The sequence below is a fragment of the Seonamhaeicola sp. S2-3 genome (genome assembly GCF_001971785.1).
Classification (GTDB): Bacteria; Bacteroidota; Bacteroidia; order Flavobacteriales; family Flavobacteriaceae; genus Seonamhaeicola.
Genome location: NZ_CP019389.1, coordinates 1,142,023 through 1,158,786, shown reverse-complemented (window position 1 = coordinate 1,158,786; position 16,764 = coordinate 1,142,023). Strand labels below are relative to the sequence as shown.

Sequence of the window (16,764 nt, the reverse complement as noted above, 5' to 3'; positions counted from 1 at the left end):
TTAATGACAGTTAAAATATTAATTATAAATTAAAGTATGAAGAAAAGATTACTCATTTTTTTACTGGGAGTTTTTTCATTTTTTACGGTATCAGCGCAACAAACCCAAATAAAAGGTAGCGTAAAAGATGCTGTTTCTTATGAACCTATTCCAGATGTATCGGTTTCTGTTGAAGGAACAACCCTTAGTACAAGTACAAATGCTAAAGGCGAGTTTGTATTTGTATCTAACATTCCATTAGGAGAGCAAATTTTAAGAATCTCTAAAATAGGATACATCAGCAAAAGATTTCCAATTGTTGTAAACGAAAATCAAACGGTTGATATTTCGGATATGACTTTAGAAGCAGACCTTACTGCAAATCAAGATGTGTTTACTATTTCTCTTTCTGATGATGAATTAGATGATGACACCAGTGCTTCAGACAACATTTCTGGATTATTATCATCATCATTAGATGTTTTTCAAAGAACAGCTGCTTTTGAGTTTAGCCCTTCATTTTTTAGAGTAAGAGGTTTAGATTCCGAAAACGGCTCTATTTTAATTAACGGTATAGAGATGAATAAACTCTATAACGGAAGGCCGCAATGGAGTAACTGGGGTGGTTTAAATGATGTGGTAAGAAATCAAGAGCTTACTTCGGGGTTAACTCCTTCAAACTACAATTTTGGTGGTATTTTAGGTACTACTAACATTAACGTAAGAGCATCTCAAGCAAGACCTGGCGGAAGAATAACCTACTCATCATCAAATAGAAGTTATACTAATAGGCTTATGGCTACCTATGCCACAGGTTTAATAGAAGGTGGTTGGGCATTTACAGTTTCTATTGCCAGACGTTGGGGGAACGAAGGATTTTTAGATGCTTCACTTTATGATTCTAATTCGTTTTTTGCCTCTATAGAAAAGAAAATTAATGACAAACACAGTATTAATTTCACATCTATTTATGCGCCTAACAGAAGAGGGAAATCATCTCCAAATACTCAAGAAGTTTATGATTTAAAAGGTATTAAATACAATGAATATTGGGGGTATTTAGATGGTGAAAAGAAAAACTCACGTATTAAAGAGGTTGAAGAGCCTATATTAATGTTAAATCATTATTGGACTATTAGTGATAAAACCTCATTAAATACCAATGTTGGGTATCAATTTGGTAAGCTGGGTAATAGTCGTTTAGATTATTCGGGAGGTGGTAACCCTAGTCCTTCATATTACCAAGATTTACCAAGTTATGCATTGGCAGATCCAGACGGACCAGATTATGCAACAGCTTATCAATTAGAGCAAAACTTTTTAAATGATGGACAAATTGATTGGGAACGCATACTTGACGCTAATTTAACAAACAACATAGGTGCTCTACCAGCAGCTTACGTGTTGTACGAAGATAGAAGTGATGATAAACAACTTACTTTAAATACCATTTTTAGCTCAGAATTAACAGATAATATTATTTTAAATGCATCGGTTAATTATAAAAAATTGAAGTCTGAAAACTTTGGAGAAATTATAGATGTTTTAGGGTCTTCTACCGGAGCTTTAAATGTTGATTCATTTGATGGTTATCAATACGATAATTTAAATCCAGATAGATTAGTTGGCGAAGGCGATAAATTTAGATACAATTACAACTTGTTTGCCGATGTAATTTCTGGTTACGCTCAAGGTCAATTTAAATTTAACAAAATTGATTTCTATTTGTCAGGTAGTGTTACCAATACAACATACCAAAGAGAAGGTTTATGGGAACATAGCCGTTTTCCAGGAAGTGATTCTTATGGTAAAGGCGAAGAGTTAACCTTTACAGGTTATGGCGCTAAAGCAGGTTTTACTTATAAAATTACAGGAAAGCATTTGTTTGATGTTAATGCAGGATATATTTCTAGAGCGCCTACATTAAGAAATACCTTTTCAAATTCTAGAGAAAATCATAACATAGTTAGAGATATAACAGAAGAAAAAGTAACTTCTTTTGATGCTAGTTATATTTTTAGATCACCAATAGTAAAAGCTAAATTAACAGGTTTTTATACTACTATTGAAGATGCCAATGAGGTTGGTTTCTATTACGCCGATGGTTTAAGTGGTACAGAAATAGAAAACAATGAAACTTCGGCCTTTGTTCAAGAAGTTTTACAAGGTATAGATAAAAGGCACATTGGTGCAGAATTAGGAATTGAAGCACAAGTAACACCAACTATTAAGCTTAAAGGCGCTGCTTCAGTTGGTCAATACACCTATGATAACAACCCTAATTTATACTTAACATCTTCTAGTTTTACATCAGAAGATGGGTCAATATCTTATGGGCAAGCCAATTTAAAAGATTATAAACTTGCAGGCGGGCCACAAAGAGCTTACTCTGTAGGTTTTGAGTATAGAGACCCAGACTATTGGTGGTTTGGTGCTACAGCTAATTTCTTTAGTCATACTTACGTAGATATTAATACACTAACAAGAACATCTAATTTTTATTTAGATTCAGATGGTTTACCATTTAACGATTATGATGAAGAATTAGCTAATGAACTATTAAAACAAGAAAGGTTTGATGACTATATGGTTGTTAACCTTATTGGGGGAAAATCTTGGAAAATAGGTAATAAATACATTAGTCTTTTTGCAAGTATTGGAAATCTTTTAGACAAAGAATATAAAACCGGTGGTTTTGAACAAGGTAGGTTAGCAAATTACAGAGAATTAAGAGACGATGTTGCTAGTCCAAAACGTGTTTTTGGACCAAAATACTGGTATGGTAGAGGCACAAACTACTTTGTAAACTTAAACTTCAGATTTTAAAAAAAGACTATGGAAAACAAAATATTAAGCATTATGAGTACAAAAAAATTATTAAAAATAGCACTAACGTTAATGATTAGTGTAGCATGCTTCTCTTGTGTAGAAGATGATGATTATGTTATCCCAGCAAGTTTAGGGGATGAAGAAAATGAAGGATTAACCGCTATTATGGATAGTATTGCAAGTGGTGATATTACTGAAATTTCAATATCAGAATTGGTAGCTTTATACACAGGTACTGTAACTTTAATAGAATCAGATATTGTTGTTAAAGGTTATGTAACTTCATCAGATAGAACAGGCAACTTCTATAAAGAATTTTATATGCAAGATGCTCCTGAAAACCCCACTGCAGCCATTGGTGTTGTTCTTAATCAGGTAGATTCTTATAACCAATTTAATTTAGGAAGAGAAGTTTATATCAAGTTAAAAGGCGCTTATTTAGGTGAAAACTCATCAGAAGTAGTAACAATAGGAGGACAAGCCGATGGAGATCAGGTTGATGAATTTACAGCAAATCAAATTCCTAATTTCATTTTTAGATCTGAAAATACTATGGAAATTGTTCCTTTAGTTTTAAATCCTTCAGAAGTTAATAGTTCGCATTTGGGTATGTTTGTAACACTGGAAAATGTTCAATTCCCAATGAGTTTAGCAGGAAAAACCTTTTTAGAACCAACAGATGATTTTGATACTCAACGTAATCTAGTAAGTTGTTTAAATGGTTTTGAATTTCCTATAGAAACAAGTTCTTTTGCTAATTTTATTCAAGAACCTTTACCAACCGATGGTAGAGGAACAATATCTGGGGTTATTACACAAAGTTATGGTGGTGATGATATTGTAATGGTATTAAATGATACAAGCGATATTAATTTTACTGAAGATAGATGTGATCCTGTTTTTGAAGAATCATTTAATACAGCTATTGATAATACCACTTTAAATATTGATGGTTGGATTAATTATGCTGAAGCAGGAAGTGTAGTTTGGACAGAACAAGTTTATGGAGGCAATGGGTATGCAGAATTTAACCCTTATAACTCAGGAGATACTTCAAACATAGCATGGTTAATTACTCCTGGAATTGATTTAGATAGTCAAGATGGAGAGGTTTTAACATTTCAAACAGAACATGCTTATCCAGATTCTGGTCATGAGCCATTAGAGGTGTTTATTTCAACTGATTTTGATGGTACCGAAGCGGGTATTGCCACAGCTACTTGGCAACCATTAACTTTTGATGTTAGTTATGTTGTTGATTATGATACCTGGTTTACATTTACAGATTCAGGAAGTATAGATTTATCATCTTATTCTGGTACAGCATACATTGCATTTAAATATACAGGTAGTGATTCAAGCAATGAAAACATGACTTTACATGTTGAAAATGTATTGGTTACAGTTCCGTAGTTTTTTAATAAATAAAATTAATAAAAAAGGAGACCACACATGTGTGGTCTCCTTTTTTATTTCTTAAAAATAACATAAACAGGAAAATGGTCACTATAACCACCTTTATATTTTTTACCAACATAAGTTCTAAAAGGTGAGCCTTTATATTTGCCTTTAAATTGTTTTAAAAAATCTTCATCAAAAATATTGGCGTTGTAATACTCAAATTGGTCTTTAGAGCTTTTAATAAAGTTAGTAGTAAAAAACACTTGGTCAAACAAACTCCATTGTTTAAATCTGCTCACAGACCCTCTGTTAAAGGACCTAAGGGTTTCAAATGGGTTGTATAAATTGTAGTTTTCTACCAATCTAATTATACTGTTGTTATGTGGTTCATCATTAAAATCACCAAGAATCACAATTTTGGCATCTGCATTTTTGTCTTTAATACTAGAAATAATTTCACTTACTTTTTCAGAAGAAGCCAATCTTTTAAACTCGGTTTCTTTAGTTCCCTCACTTCTAGAAGACCAATGGTTTACAATAACATGTATTAATTCGCCATCTAGTTTACCAGACACCAATAGAATATCTCTGGTATAATCAAGAGAGCCATCCGCATCAGTTAAATGAACCGTGAAAGTTTCAGAATTCAATACATTAAAAGCAGATTTATCATAAATTAAGCCAACATCTATACCGCGTTCATCAGGTGATTCGTAATGTACATAATCGTAATCGTAGTCATCTAAATGTTTAGAATCTAAAAGGTCTTTAATAACTTTGGCATTTTCAACTTCGGCTAAACCTACAATAGCTGGGTTTTTTCCGGTTTCTCTTCGTCCAATATTAGAAATAGCAAACCCAAGTTTTCTTAATTTATTTTTGTAACGTTTTAGGGTCCATTTTTTCTTAGAATATGGCAGAAAATCATTATCGTTGGTATGTTTATCTTTTAAAACATCAAATAAGTTTTCTACATTATAAAATGCAATGGTTTGCATATTTTCCTTTACAGGGATATCCTCAAATAAATCAATCATAAACTTAAAAAATAGACCCCTAAAATATGAAATTAAAAGTAGTTGTAATTGCGTAACTTTGTACATTATTAATATTTATGATAGAAAAGAAAGACATAGCTTTAGAAAAAGCAGTTTTAATAGGAATTATAACTAAAAATCAAGATGAAGCTAAATCTAAAGAGTATTTAGATGAACTTGAATTTTTAACCTATACAGCTGGAGGCGTGGTAGTAAAGCGTTTTACTCAAAAAATGGATATGCCCAACCCTAAAACTTTTATTGGGTCTGGTAAAATGGAAGATGTTCGTAATTTTATTGAAGCAAATGATGTAGGAACAGCCATTTTTGATGACGAATTATCCGCTGCTCAAGAACGCAACATTAGTAAAATTCTAAATGTAAAAGTACTAGATAGAACCAATCTAATCTTAGATATTTTTGCACAAAGAGCCCAAACTAGTTATGCAAGAACACAAGTAGAGTTGGCACAATGCGAGTACTTATTACCACGATTAAGGGGGATGTGGACGCACCTTGAACGACAAAAAGGGGGTATTGGTATGCGCGGACCTGGTGAAACCGAGATTGAAACCGATAGACGTATTGTACGTGATAAAATATCGCTTTTAAAAGCCCGTATAAAAGCTATTGATAAACAAATGGCAGTACAACGCGGCAACCGCGGAAAAATGGTTAGAGTAGCCTTGGTTGGTTATACTAACGTGGGTAAATCTACCCTCATGAATGTGATAAGCAAAAGTGAAGTTTTTGCCGAAAATAAACTTTTTGCTACCCTAGATACCACTGTTAGAAAAGTAGTAATTCAAAACTTACCTTTTTTATTAAGTGATACGGTTGGTTTTATACGCAAGTTACCAACCCAATTGGTAGATAGTTTTAAAAGCACTTTAGATGAGGTAAGAGAAGCAGATTTGCTGTTGCATGTAGTTGATATTTCGCACCCAAATTTTGAAGAACATATAGATTCTGTAAACAAAATATTAGGCGAAATAAATAGTGGAGACAAACCTACTATTATGGTATTTAATAAAATTGATGCTTATAAACCAGAACCTATTGATGATGACGATTTAGCTACCGAACGCACTAAAGCAAATTACACTTTAGAAGAATGGAAAAACACCTGGATGAGTAAAATAGGTAACAATGCCCTATTCATTTCGGCTATTAATAAAAGTAATTTAGAAGACTTTAAAAAACGTGTTTACGATGAAGTTAGAGAGATACACATCACGCGTTTTCCGTATAATCATTTTCTGTATCCAGATTATGAAGATATGGAGTAGTTGGGCGTTACCACAAGGGTCGGGCTTTCGGTAGTCGCTCTCTGCGAGGAGCTCCAACAAATACCTCAATCCCTAACGCTCATTTTTGCTATGTTCTAGTTTAAATGAAAATTATTTAATTTTGGGTAACATTCAATTGTTTAACAATAGTTGAAGTCCCATTTTTAAATGTGCTTTCCATTTATCGTGTTCTCCTTTTACATTAATCACCTTGGCATTTTTAGATTCAAGAAATTTAATCTCATTTTCAGTTAGCTTTCCAACTCTTTGGTCATTTTCAATATAGATATATATGAGATTAGACAGGTCAGTGTCTTTCAGTAATTCGGTATATTTCTCGTCTCTATTTATGGCTGCTGCAATTTTTCGCATGTTAACTGTGTAAATATTATTTGATTTTTCACCAATTATTGGTGTAACAGCATCAGTTTCAAAATTAGCCTCAAATCCTTTAGAATAAGCTTCACTAACTTTTTTCGTCATATCAAGTCTACCTACCATTAATAAATATCTGTCTGCAATGTTGTTATAATCAACAAGAGATTTTAAACCAACTAAAGAGCCATACGACCCACCAACTACATACACTTTTTTATGTTGTGATTTAAAATAACTAATAAGCTCATAAAGCGTTTTTACCGTTTTTTCATTATAGTTTTTTGCCTGTTCCCATGAAATTTCTTCCTTTTCGGTGTCCTCAGGATGCAGAGTTTGTGATTCACGCATATTAATAAGAAAATAGTTGTTCTCATCAACTTCACCTGTAAAACTATATGAAAGTTTAAATCTATATGTTCTAAGATCATTTTCAGGCCCACCATCTATGTTTATAATTACAGTATCGCTATTAGGGTTTCCATATGAATAGCCAGAATTTATTAATGATTCAGGAATGTTTTCATATACAATTTTTATGTCATCGTTTTTAAGAATGCTTTTAACAACCAACGCTTTGTATTCTCCATTGTCATCTACAAACATACTGGGTATTAATTTTTGCCCCATTATTAATGGCAACACGTCTTTAAAGGCTACTGGTGTACCGTCTTCATAATAAACAGGTTCAAAATCGGCAGGTGGTTCTTTTTTTAACAGTTCTTGCAACGGAAGTAATCTTAAACTATCTGGAATAAAGGTGTATTCTTGGCATTGTGCGAAAACACATGTAAGTAAAACTGCAATAAGGAATAATTTTTTCATTTTATATCAGTATTTATGGTTGATTATGTTTTACAATTTAGGTAAAAACTAAAAAATCCGCTTCTAGAAAAAGAAGCGGATTTTTTAAAATTAGATATATAAAGTTTTAAAGCTTAAAACTTATAGCTTAAACCAATGGTGTAATAGCTTTGTAAATCGTTATCAACATCATCAAAACCAGTAGCTGTTGCTGGGTCTTGTGCTAGGGCATAATTTAATGCTTCTTGTTTGTTACTACGTAAACCAAAATCAAAACCTACACCAATCATTTTCCAAAGTGTGTAGCTAAATGAGTTGGTCCATGTCCAGTTTGATAAATCGCTAGATTTATAACTTTGAAAAGTAGAGAAGTTTGTTTTAAAGTCAATAGCACCAATTTTTCTTGTGTAATCTGCTACTATTTTAGCACCCATAGATGAATCAAAAACAGCATCATTATCAGCAAATACAAAGTTGTAGTTTAATGGGTGAATAACAACTATTAAATTTTCAATAGGCGTCCAAGTAGCACCAATACCAACATCTAAATAACCAGGGTCATTAAAGTTGTTTAAAATTGTAGTTCTGTATTCTAATAAACCAGAAACAGCTAAGTTTTTAGTAATGTTTCTACCGTAAAGCGATGATAGGTTAAATACATCGGTAGTAGGTTCAAAACTATCATCTTCATCGGTTCCGTTATCTTTGTCGTCTAGTTTTACCCATGCCAAATTAGTAGTTAATGAGTTTCTCCAAAAAAACTTGTCTTCAATTAAATTAGCAAAAGCGTTAAAGGTAAAGCCAATATTACCAGAGCTGTTGTTAGGTGTTCCTTGAGCATACCAATTATTAAAGTTAGATAAACTTCCACCAATAGTTCCAAAGGCACCTATTCTCCAACCTGGAAGTGCATCAATTTGAGCTTGTAATTTATTAGCTTCGGCTTGTGCTGCATCAGCTTCGGCTTGTTTTTCTGCTTTTTTAGCTTGTAATTCTTCTTTAGTTTGTGCGTTTATTGAAATTACTCCAAAAAACAACGATACTACTAAAAGTACTTTTTTCATAAAATTTTAAGTTTATTAAGTTTTGAAATATAAAATATAGACCCATTTTTTAATTTGGGGTCACAAGAAATTATTTGTTTTTATAAAGTGGAACCGAAGAGCAAGCTTCTCCATACATAATTGATTTTGCTAGGGGTTTTAACTTGCTAGCTAACATAATATATGCATTTTGAGGAACGGGTTTATTAGCGCATCCTTTTATAATAATAGGCTTGCCTTTAAACGTTTCTGTATTTAAATTGTTTATAATGTCTTGGTATATAGAAGTTTCTAAGGTTTCTAAATTGCCAACTATTACTTTTTTAGCGTAAGGCTCTAAATGAATGCTTAATAGTATATAAGCCCAACCTGGTACAATGGCATCTGTACTACATGTTAAGGCTATGTAGCAATCTTGAAATTGAGACCAATTGAATTCTAATACTTGAGCTCTAAAATCTTTTTCACGTAATACTAAGCCTTCAAATAACCAGTCTTTAATATCAAATAATACACGTTTACCTTCTGGATAAAAGTCTTCCAAATCTAAGGTTATTAGTTTACTATTCGCTACGCGATTTATAATTTCGTCTTTCAAAAAAGTAAGTTGTTTAATTGTGTATTGTTAAGTTGTGATGAAAACCATTACTTGAGACTGTAACTAAATCAAAGCATTCCTAATTCTAACTTAGCTTCTTCGCTCATAAGTTCTTGAGACCAAGGTGGATCGAAGGTGATTTCTACTTCAGCCGATTTTACTTCGTTAAGTGATTTTATTTTTTCTTCAACTTCTAAAGGTAATGTTTCTGCTACCGGACAATTGGGTGTGGTTAGCGTCATTAATATTTTAACGTCGTAGTCTTCGTTTACAAAAACATCATATATTAACCCAAGTTCATAAATATCAACAGGGATTTCAGGGTCATAAATAGTTTTTAATACGTTTACTATTTTTTCACCTAAGGCATTTGTGTCTATAGTTGTGTCGCTCATATTTTTAATTGTTTATGTGTTTATTCGTTGGTGTGTTTAAACAATTACACAAATTAACGAAATCCACTAATTCAACTGAGTTTGATACGCAATAGCGTACATTTTTAATTGTTTTACCATACTTACCAAACCGTTGGCACGTGTGGGAGATAAATGCTCTTTAAGTCCTATTTTATCAATAAAACTAGTATCTGCATTAATAATATCTTTTGGGTGCTGGTTAGAAAAAGCTCTTATTAAAATAGCAATAATACCTTTGGTAATAATGGCATCACTATCTGCGGTAAATTGTAACTTATCGCCTTTCATTTCAGCATGTACCCATACTTTACTTTGGCAACCTTTAATAATGTTGCTGTCTGTTTTGTATTGGTCGTCAATTAAGGGTAATTCTTTCCCTAAATCTATCATATATTGGTAGCGTTCTTCCCAATCTTCAAACATTGAGAATTCGTCTATTATTTCATTTTGAATATCTTCAATAGTCATACGTTCAATTTTAAGCAAAAATACAACAAGTAACGTTGCTATTCAACGTTTTGGGATAATGATAAGATTTCTTTAACAAGATTAGCAATATTTGGGTGCGGGTTACCATGATCAAAGCTAGGGGTTTCATAAGTTTTACCATTTAAGTTCACGGTTAATTTTGCTATTGCAGCACCATCAAAAAGGCGTTTGTTTGATGGGGCTTTTAAATTTGAAATACTATCGGGATTAACTAATTTAAACGCTTTAATTAGTTTTTGCCATTGCTTCTCGTTGCAGTCAATTTTTGTTATAGTTCCTTCTCTTTTATTTTGAATAGCAACAGATTTTTCATTCACTTTTATAAGTTGAAACCCTCCTCTTGAGTGTTGGGTATATTCAAACGAAATATTTTTAGAAACACCTTTTTTTACAGCGTTTAAGAGTTTATTCTCATTTTCTAAAAGTATTAAAGTGTCATTTTTTATTGAAAAATGGTTTGTCTTTGTTAAGGCGTCTAATAGTTCAGATTCAACACTGTTAAGCTTAGGTGTACACATTTTTCTGGTAGTGGCCAATGGACCTAATTTAATAGTATTGTTTTCAATGGTGTAAGAGCCAAAAAATCTATTACACCCAGAAAAACCAGATACCTGTTTGGTAGAATCTGCAAACGCAATGGTTAAATTAAATGCGGAAACATTTGTTCCGTTTAAAGTAGTTATGTTAAAGTTGTCTTGTAACATTGTTGTGTTTTGTTCTAAGCTAGTATTGTTACAAGTTTTTAATGTAATAATACTAAAAAGTATAAGTATCCACTTCATATAAGTAATTTTGAAAATAATATGCAAAAAGGGCGCCAAAATTAGTTTAAGACAACATCATTTTAGCTTTTTTAACGCCTTCAACTAAGGTGTCTATTTCGGCTTTGGTGTTGTAAAATGCAAACGAAGCACGTACGGTTCCTGGAATTTTATAAAAATCCATTATAGGTTGCGCGCAATGGTGACCAGTACGAACGGCAATCCCTAATTTATCTAAAATAGAACCTACATCATATGGGTGAATACCTTTAAGGTTGAATGATATAACTGATGTTTTGTGTTTAGAAGTGCCATAAATTTTTAAACCATCTATTTCAAGTAATTTTTTTGTGGCATACTCTAAGAGCTCGTTTTCGTACTCAGCAATATTATCAAAACCAATAGTGTTCATGTAATCTATGGCGGTTCCGAAAACAATGCCTCCTGCTATGTTTGGTGTTCCTGCTTCAAATTTATGAGGTAGGTCTGCATACGTGGTTTTTTGAAACGTTACTTCGGCAATCATTTCACCACCGCCTTGGTAGGGAGGTAGTTTGTTTAACCAAGCCTCTTTGCCGTAAAGAACGCCTACACCGGTAGGACCACACATTTTATGAGCCGAGGCAACATAAAAATCGGCATTTAAATCTTGTACGTTTGGTTTTATGTGCGCACAAGCTTGGGCGCCATCAATTAAAACGGCAGCACCAACATTGTGGGCTTTTTCAATGATGTATTTAACAGGGTTTATAGTGCCTAAAGCATTTGAAATGTGATTTACAAAAACCAGTTTAGTGTTATTAGAAAGTAGTTTTTCGTATTCTGATATTTCTAACTCACCGTTATCATTCATAGGAATGACTTTTAAGGTTGCGCCTGTGCGCTCACAAAGCATTTGCCAAGGTACAATGTTGCTGTGGTGTTCTAAGGCAGAAACTATAATTTCATCGTTTTTTTTAAGAATAGATGAAAATCCGTTAGCTACAATGTTTATACCGTGTGTTGTTCCTGATGTAAAAATGATTTCATGCGCATGTTTAGCATTAAAATGTGCTTGAATTTTTTGTCTGGATTGTTCATATAAGTCAGTGGCTTCTTGACTTAATGTGTGTACACCACGGTGTATGTTAGCGTTAAAGTTTGTATAATAATTTACAATAGCATTAATAACCTGCTGTGGTGTTTGTGATGTAGCAGCATTATCAAAATACACTAAAGGTTTGCCATTAACTTTACGAGCAAGAATGGGAAAATCTTTTCTTATTTCTTCAACGTTTAACATAGTTACTTTTTAGCCCCGATAGAAGCGGCATCCTTTTTTGAGGTACGAGAAAAAGATACAGCGGATAGCGGGAAATAGCTTCTAAAAAAAATTATAAATCGAAACCAATATTTACACCTAATTGATTAGCGATAATTTTTGTAATTCTACGCTTTAATTCTGGTATTTTAACAGAGTTTAGTACGTTATTACTAAATGCATACATTAACAATGCTTTGGCTTCTTTTTCTGGAATACCACGAGAACGCATATAAAATAAAGCGCTTTCGTCTAATTGACCTATAGTACAACCGTGTGAGCATTTTACGTCATCAGCAAAAATTTCTAATTGCGGTTTGGTGTTAATGGTTGCTTTATCACTAACTAAAATATTGTTGTTTGCTTGAAATGCATTGGTTTTTTGAGCTTCTTTTTCAACAATTACTTTACCATTAAAAACTCCCGTAGCATTATCATTAAATATACCTTTGTAATCTTGATGGCTTTCGCAATTTGGCTCTATATGGTGTACCAGTGTATTGTGGTCTACATGTTGTTTATTGCCAATAATGGTAACGCCTTTTAGGGTAGAATCTATACGTTCTCCTTCTTGATAAAAATTAAGGTTGTTGCGTGTTAATTTTCCGCCAAATGAAAATGTGTGTACAGACACAATGCTTTCTTGTTTTTGTTTAATGAATGTATTGTCTATTAACGATGCGTTAGCTTCATCATTTTGAATTTTATAGTAATCTACTATAGCACGTTTTTTTGTGTAAATTTCTGTAACACTATTAGTTAATACAGGGTTGCTGGTTAAACTTTGGTGGCGCTCTATTATTTGTACATGAGAGTTTTCTTCAACCACAATTAAATTACGTGGTTGTAACATGGTAGCAGATTCATTGCCTGTTGAAAAATGGACAATTTGAATAGGTTTTTCTACTATTTTTCCTTTAGGAATATGAATGTATGCCCCTTCTTTAGAAAATGCTGTGTTTAAAGATGATAAACTATCTTTAGTTGCCGCTTTGTTAAAATAGTTTTCTATAATTAAGCGGTATTTTGGTTTTGTTAGTGCTGCAGACATTAAGCAGACATCAATACCATCGTGTGTGGTTTCTGAAAGGTTAGAAGAGTATTTACCATCAATAAAAACTATTTTATAAGAATCTATTTCTTGTATAAAATATTTGCTTACATCTCTATATTCTAAAGCGTTTTCTTGTTTAGGGAAAACACTGTAGTCTTCTTTAAGTAATTTGTTTAAAGAGGTGTATTTCCAAGCTTCATCTTTTTTTGTTGGGAAACCTTTTTCTTTAAAGTTTTTTATAGCATCATTTCTTACTGTGTGAACATAAGAATCTGTTTCTGATTGATTTTCAAATACTAAGAACGATGATAATAATTTTTCTTTTAAATCCATGTTATTCCGTATTCAGTTACAGTAGCAATACAATTACTAATTGCGGCTGTAAACTGGTTACTGGTGCTATGCACCAACTTCTTCTTTTATCCAGTCGTAACCTTTTTCTTCAAGCTCATGAGCTAGTTCTTTGGTGCCAGATTTTACAATTTTTCCATTATATAATACATGTACAAAATCTGGGACTATATAATCTAAAAGTCTTTGGTAGTGAGTAATTACAATTACAGCATTGTCTTTACTTTTAAGTTTATTAACGCCATTTGCTACAATACGCAAAGCATCAATATCTAATCCAGAATCTGTTTCATCAAGAATAGCTAATTTTGGGTTTAACATAGCCATTTGAAAAATTTCATTACGTTTTTTTTCACCGCCTGAAAACCCTTCGTTTAATGAACGTGATAAAAACTTTCTGTCTATTTCTAATAAATCAGATTTTTCACGAATTAACTTAAGCATATCTTTAGCAGGCATGTCTTCTAAACCTTGTGCTTTTCTAGTTTCGTTAATAGCAGTTTTAACAAAATTAGTTACAGATACACCAGGAATTTCAACTGGGTACTGAAATGACATAAAAATACCTTTATGAGCTCTTTCTTCGGCAGCTAATTCTTCAATGTCTTCACCTTCAAAAATGATGCTTCCTTCAGAGACTTCGTATTCTTCCTTTCCAGCAATAACAGATGATAAAGTACTTTTTCCAGAGCCGTTTGGCCCCATTATAGCATGAACTTCACCTGGTTTAACCTCAAGATTAATGCCTTTTAAAATATTTTTATCTTCAACACCTGCGTGTAGATTTTCTATCTTTAACATATTACTCACTTAGTTTTATAACATTATTATAGTCATCATTTGGGGCTGCTTCTACATTAAGAATTTCTGTAATCTCAATTTTATTTTCCCAAAGAATGGTTTTGTGTTTTTCTTTATTTAATATTCCTTTAACTTCAACTCTAACCATATCTGTAGGTTGTTGTTTAAAAGCTTCTGCTTGTTTATTTAGTTCTTGTGCTTTGTTGTTAATAATTACTCCGTAAATAATACTGTCTGTTTGTAAAACAGCGGCATCATCTTGAAATACGTAATCTCCAGAAATTGTTATAATGTTTTTTTCTTCTTTCTTACAACTAATTGTAGCAGAAAAGCATAATAAAAGAATCATTAATTTTTTCATAGGTATGAATTATTTATCCAACACTTCCTTCTAAACTTATTTCTAATAATTTTTGAGCTTCAACAGCAAATTCCATAGGAAGCTTGTTTAATACTTCTTTACTAAATCCATTTACAATTAAAGCAATGGCTTTTTCGGTATCAATGCCACGTTGGTTACAGTAAAATATTTGGTCTTCACCAATTTTACTAGTTGTGGCTTCGTGCTCAATTTGAGCGGTTTGATTTTTAGCTTCTATATACGGAAATGTATGCGCACCACATTCATTACCCATTAATAAACTATCGCATTGCGAAAAGTTACGGGCATTATCTGCTCTTGAATTAATTTGAACTAAACCACGATAAGAGTTTTGTGATTTTCCTGCCGAAATACCTTTTGAAATAATGGTTGATTTAGTGTTTTTACCTAAATGAATCATTTTAGTTCCGGTGTCGGCTTGTTGAAAATTATTGGTTACAGCTATAGAGTAAAATTCTCCTACTGAGTTATCTCCTTTTAGTACGCAACTTGGATATTTCCAAGTTACGGCAGAACCTGTTTCAACTTGAGTCCAAGAAATTTTTGCATTTTTTTCACACAAACCACGTTTGGTTACAAAGTTGTAAACGCCACCTTTTCCTTCTGCATTACCCGGAAACCAGTTTTGAACGGTTGAGTATTTTATTTCGGCATCATCAAGAGCAATTAACTCAACTACAGCAGCGTGTAATTGGTTTTCATCTCTACTTGGTGCGGTACAGCCTTCAAGGTAGCTTACATAACTACCTTCATCGGCAATTACTAATGTACGTTCAAATTGCCCTGTTCCTGCTTGGTTAATACGGAAGTATGTTGATAATTCCATAGGACATTTAACACCTTTAGGAATGTAACAAAAACTACCATCGCTAAACACAGCGCTATTTAATGCTGCGTAAAAGTTATCTTTTTGAGGTACAACGGTACCAATATATTTTTTAACAAGTTCTGGGTGTTCTTTAATAGCCTCAGAAATACTCATAAAAATAATACCTTGTTCTGCTAAAGTTTTTTTAAAGGTTGTTGCTACAGATACAGAATCTACCACTACATCCATAGCTACTCCTGCTAATTTCTTTTGTTCGTCTAAAGAGATACCAAGTTTATCAAAAGTTGCCAATAATTCTGGATCTACCTCATCTATACTATTGTATTTAGGTTTGCTATTGGGAGCAGAGTAATAAGATATGGCTTGAAAATCTGGTTTTTCATAAGTAACATTTGCCCATTCTGGCTCTTCCATTTCGCTCCAAATTCTAAAGGCTTCTAAACGCCACTCAGTCATCCATTCTGGTTCTTCCTTCTTTTTTGAAATGGCGCGCACAATGTCTTCATTGAGACCGTTTGGAAACGTGTCTGACTCAATATCTGTGTAAAAACCGTACTCGTATTCTTTGGTTTTTAGCTCTTCTCTTAAATCGTCTTCTGTATATTTCGACATAGTTTTCTCTTAAAATTTATAGTGAAAACGATTCGCCACAACCGCAAGTTCTATTGGCATTAGGATTGTTAAAAACAAATCCTGTTCCGTTTAATCCACCGGAATATTCTAAAGTAGTTCCTATAAGATATAAAAAGCTTTTCTTATCTACAATGATTTTTACATCGTTGTCTTCAAATACTTTATCATCTTCTTGTTGTTCTTTATCAAATTTTAAATCATAAGATAAGCCCGAACAACCGCCACTTTTTACACCAACGCGCACATAATCTGTAGATGCGTTATAGCCGTCTTCGGCCATAAGCTCTATTATTTTTTTCTTTGCTGTTTCTGAAACTTTAATCATATCTTTAACTTAGATTTACTCTAAATAGAGTGCAAATATACAATATAAGTCAGTCATTACAAGATAAC

The 16,764-nt window shown here is 32.7% G+C and carries 16 protein-coding genes; 3 read left to right on the top strand and 13 right to left on the bottom strand.

From position 1 onward, the window contains the following. Positions 1–36: 36 nt before the first annotated feature. Both BWZ22_RS05485 and BWZ22_RS05480 read left to right on the top strand, forming a co-directional pair. A complete protein-coding gene (locus tag BWZ22_RS05485; RefSeq protein ID WP_076698522.1) occupies positions 37–2,805 on the top strand; it encodes a TonB-dependent receptor in 2,769 nt (922 codons plus the stop codon). A gap of 33 nt (positions 2,806–2,838) precedes the next feature. Then, positions 2,839–4,221 (top strand): DUF5689 domain-containing protein, encoded by a 1,383-nt coding sequence (locus BWZ22_RS05480; protein WP_076702308.1) that lies wholly within the window; start codon positions 2,839–2,841, stop codon positions 4,219–4,221. Positions 4,222–4,277: 56 nt separating this feature from the next. On the opposite strand, the gene BWZ22_RS05475 is transcribed toward BWZ22_RS05480, so the two are convergent. Continuing rightward, positions 4,278–5,246, bottom strand: coding sequence for an endonuclease (locus BWZ22_RS05475; protein ID WP_076698520.1), 969 nt, complete (start codon positions 5,244–5,246; stop codon positions 4,278–4,280). 77 nt (positions 5,247–5,323) lie between these two features. Between BWZ22_RS05475 and hflX the strand changes: the two genes are divergently transcribed. After that, a complete protein-coding gene (gene hflX / locus BWZ22_RS05470; protein WP_076698519.1) occupies positions 5,324–6,535 on the top strand; it encodes a GTPase HflX in 1,212 nt (403 codons plus the stop codon). A gap of 132 nt (positions 6,536–6,667) precedes the next feature. On the opposite strand, the gene BWZ22_RS05465 is transcribed toward hflX, so the two are convergent. The 12 genes from BWZ22_RS05465 to BWZ22_RS05410 all read right to left on the bottom strand — a co-directional run bounded on the left by BWZ22_RS05465 (position 6,668) and on the right by BWZ22_RS05410 (position 16,696). Then, the gene (locus tag BWZ22_RS05465; protein WP_076698517.1) at positions 6,668–7,735 is read right to left on the bottom strand and encodes a hypothetical protein; all 1,068 of its coding nucleotides are present in this window, start codon (positions 7,733–7,735) and stop codon (positions 6,668–6,670) included. Positions 7,736–7,848: 113 nt separating this feature from the next. Then, positions 7,849–8,778 carry a DUF3078 domain-containing protein gene (locus BWZ22_RS05460; protein ID WP_076698516.1) on the bottom strand — a complete coding sequence of 310 codons (930 nt, stop codon included), beginning with the start codon at positions 8,776–8,778 and terminating at the stop codon, positions 7,849–7,851. A gap of 70 nt (positions 8,779–8,848) precedes the next feature. Then, positions 8,849–9,355 (bottom strand): DUF2480 family protein, encoded by a 507-nt coding sequence (locus BWZ22_RS05455; protein ID WP_076698514.1) that lies wholly within the window; start codon positions 9,353–9,355, stop codon positions 8,849–8,851. Positions 9,356–9,423: 68 nt separating this feature from the next. Next, positions 9,424–9,750, bottom strand: coding sequence for a DUF59 domain-containing protein (locus BWZ22_RS05450; protein WP_076698513.1), 327 nt, complete (start codon positions 9,748–9,750; stop codon positions 9,424–9,426). Between the two features lie 66 nt (positions 9,751–9,816). After that, positions 9,817–10,239 (bottom strand): SufE family protein, encoded by a 423-nt coding sequence (locus BWZ22_RS05445; protein ID WP_076698511.1) that lies wholly within the window; start codon positions 10,237–10,239, stop codon positions 9,817–9,819. Between the two features lie 38 nt (positions 10,240–10,277). Further along, positions 10,278–11,042 carry an META domain-containing protein gene (locus tag BWZ22_RS05440; protein ID WP_076698510.1) on the bottom strand — a complete coding sequence of 255 codons (765 nt, stop codon included), beginning with the start codon at positions 11,040–11,042 and terminating at the stop codon, positions 10,278–10,280. A 46-nt stretch (positions 11,043–11,088) separates the two neighbouring features. Continuing rightward, positions 11,089–12,303: an aminotransferase class V-fold PLP-dependent enzyme gene (locus BWZ22_RS05435; RefSeq protein ID WP_076698508.1), complete on the bottom strand. Its 1,215-nt coding sequence runs from the start codon at positions 12,301–12,303 to the stop codon at positions 11,089–11,091. A gap of 91 nt (positions 12,304–12,394) precedes the next feature. After that, a complete protein-coding gene (sufD, locus tag BWZ22_RS05430) occupies positions 12,395–13,708 on the bottom strand; it encodes a Fe-S cluster assembly protein SufD (RefSeq protein ID WP_076698507.1) in 1,314 nt (437 codons plus the stop codon). A gap of 66 nt (positions 13,709–13,774) precedes the next feature. Then, the gene (sufC, locus tag BWZ22_RS05425; protein ID WP_076698505.1) at positions 13,775–14,527 is read right to left on the bottom strand and encodes a Fe-S cluster assembly ATPase SufC; all 753 of its coding nucleotides are present in this window, start codon (positions 14,525–14,527) and stop codon (positions 13,775–13,777) included. Between the two features lies 1 nt (position 14,528). Continuing rightward, positions 14,529–14,888, bottom strand: coding sequence for a hypothetical protein (locus tag BWZ22_RS05420; RefSeq protein WP_076698504.1), 360 nt, complete (start codon positions 14,886–14,888; stop codon positions 14,529–14,531). A 13-nt stretch (positions 14,889–14,901) separates the two neighbouring features. Beyond that, the gene (gene sufB / locus BWZ22_RS05415; protein ID WP_076698502.1) at positions 14,902–16,350 is read right to left on the bottom strand and encodes a Fe-S cluster assembly protein SufB; all 1,449 of its coding nucleotides are present in this window, start codon (positions 16,348–16,350) and stop codon (positions 14,902–14,904) included. A gap of 16 nt (positions 16,351–16,366) precedes the next feature. Further along, the gene (locus BWZ22_RS05410) at positions 16,367–16,696 is read right to left on the bottom strand and encodes an iron-sulfur cluster assembly accessory protein (protein WP_076698501.1); all 330 of its coding nucleotides are present in this window, start codon (positions 16,694–16,696) and stop codon (positions 16,367–16,369) included. Positions 16,697–16,764: the final 68 nt, after the last annotated feature.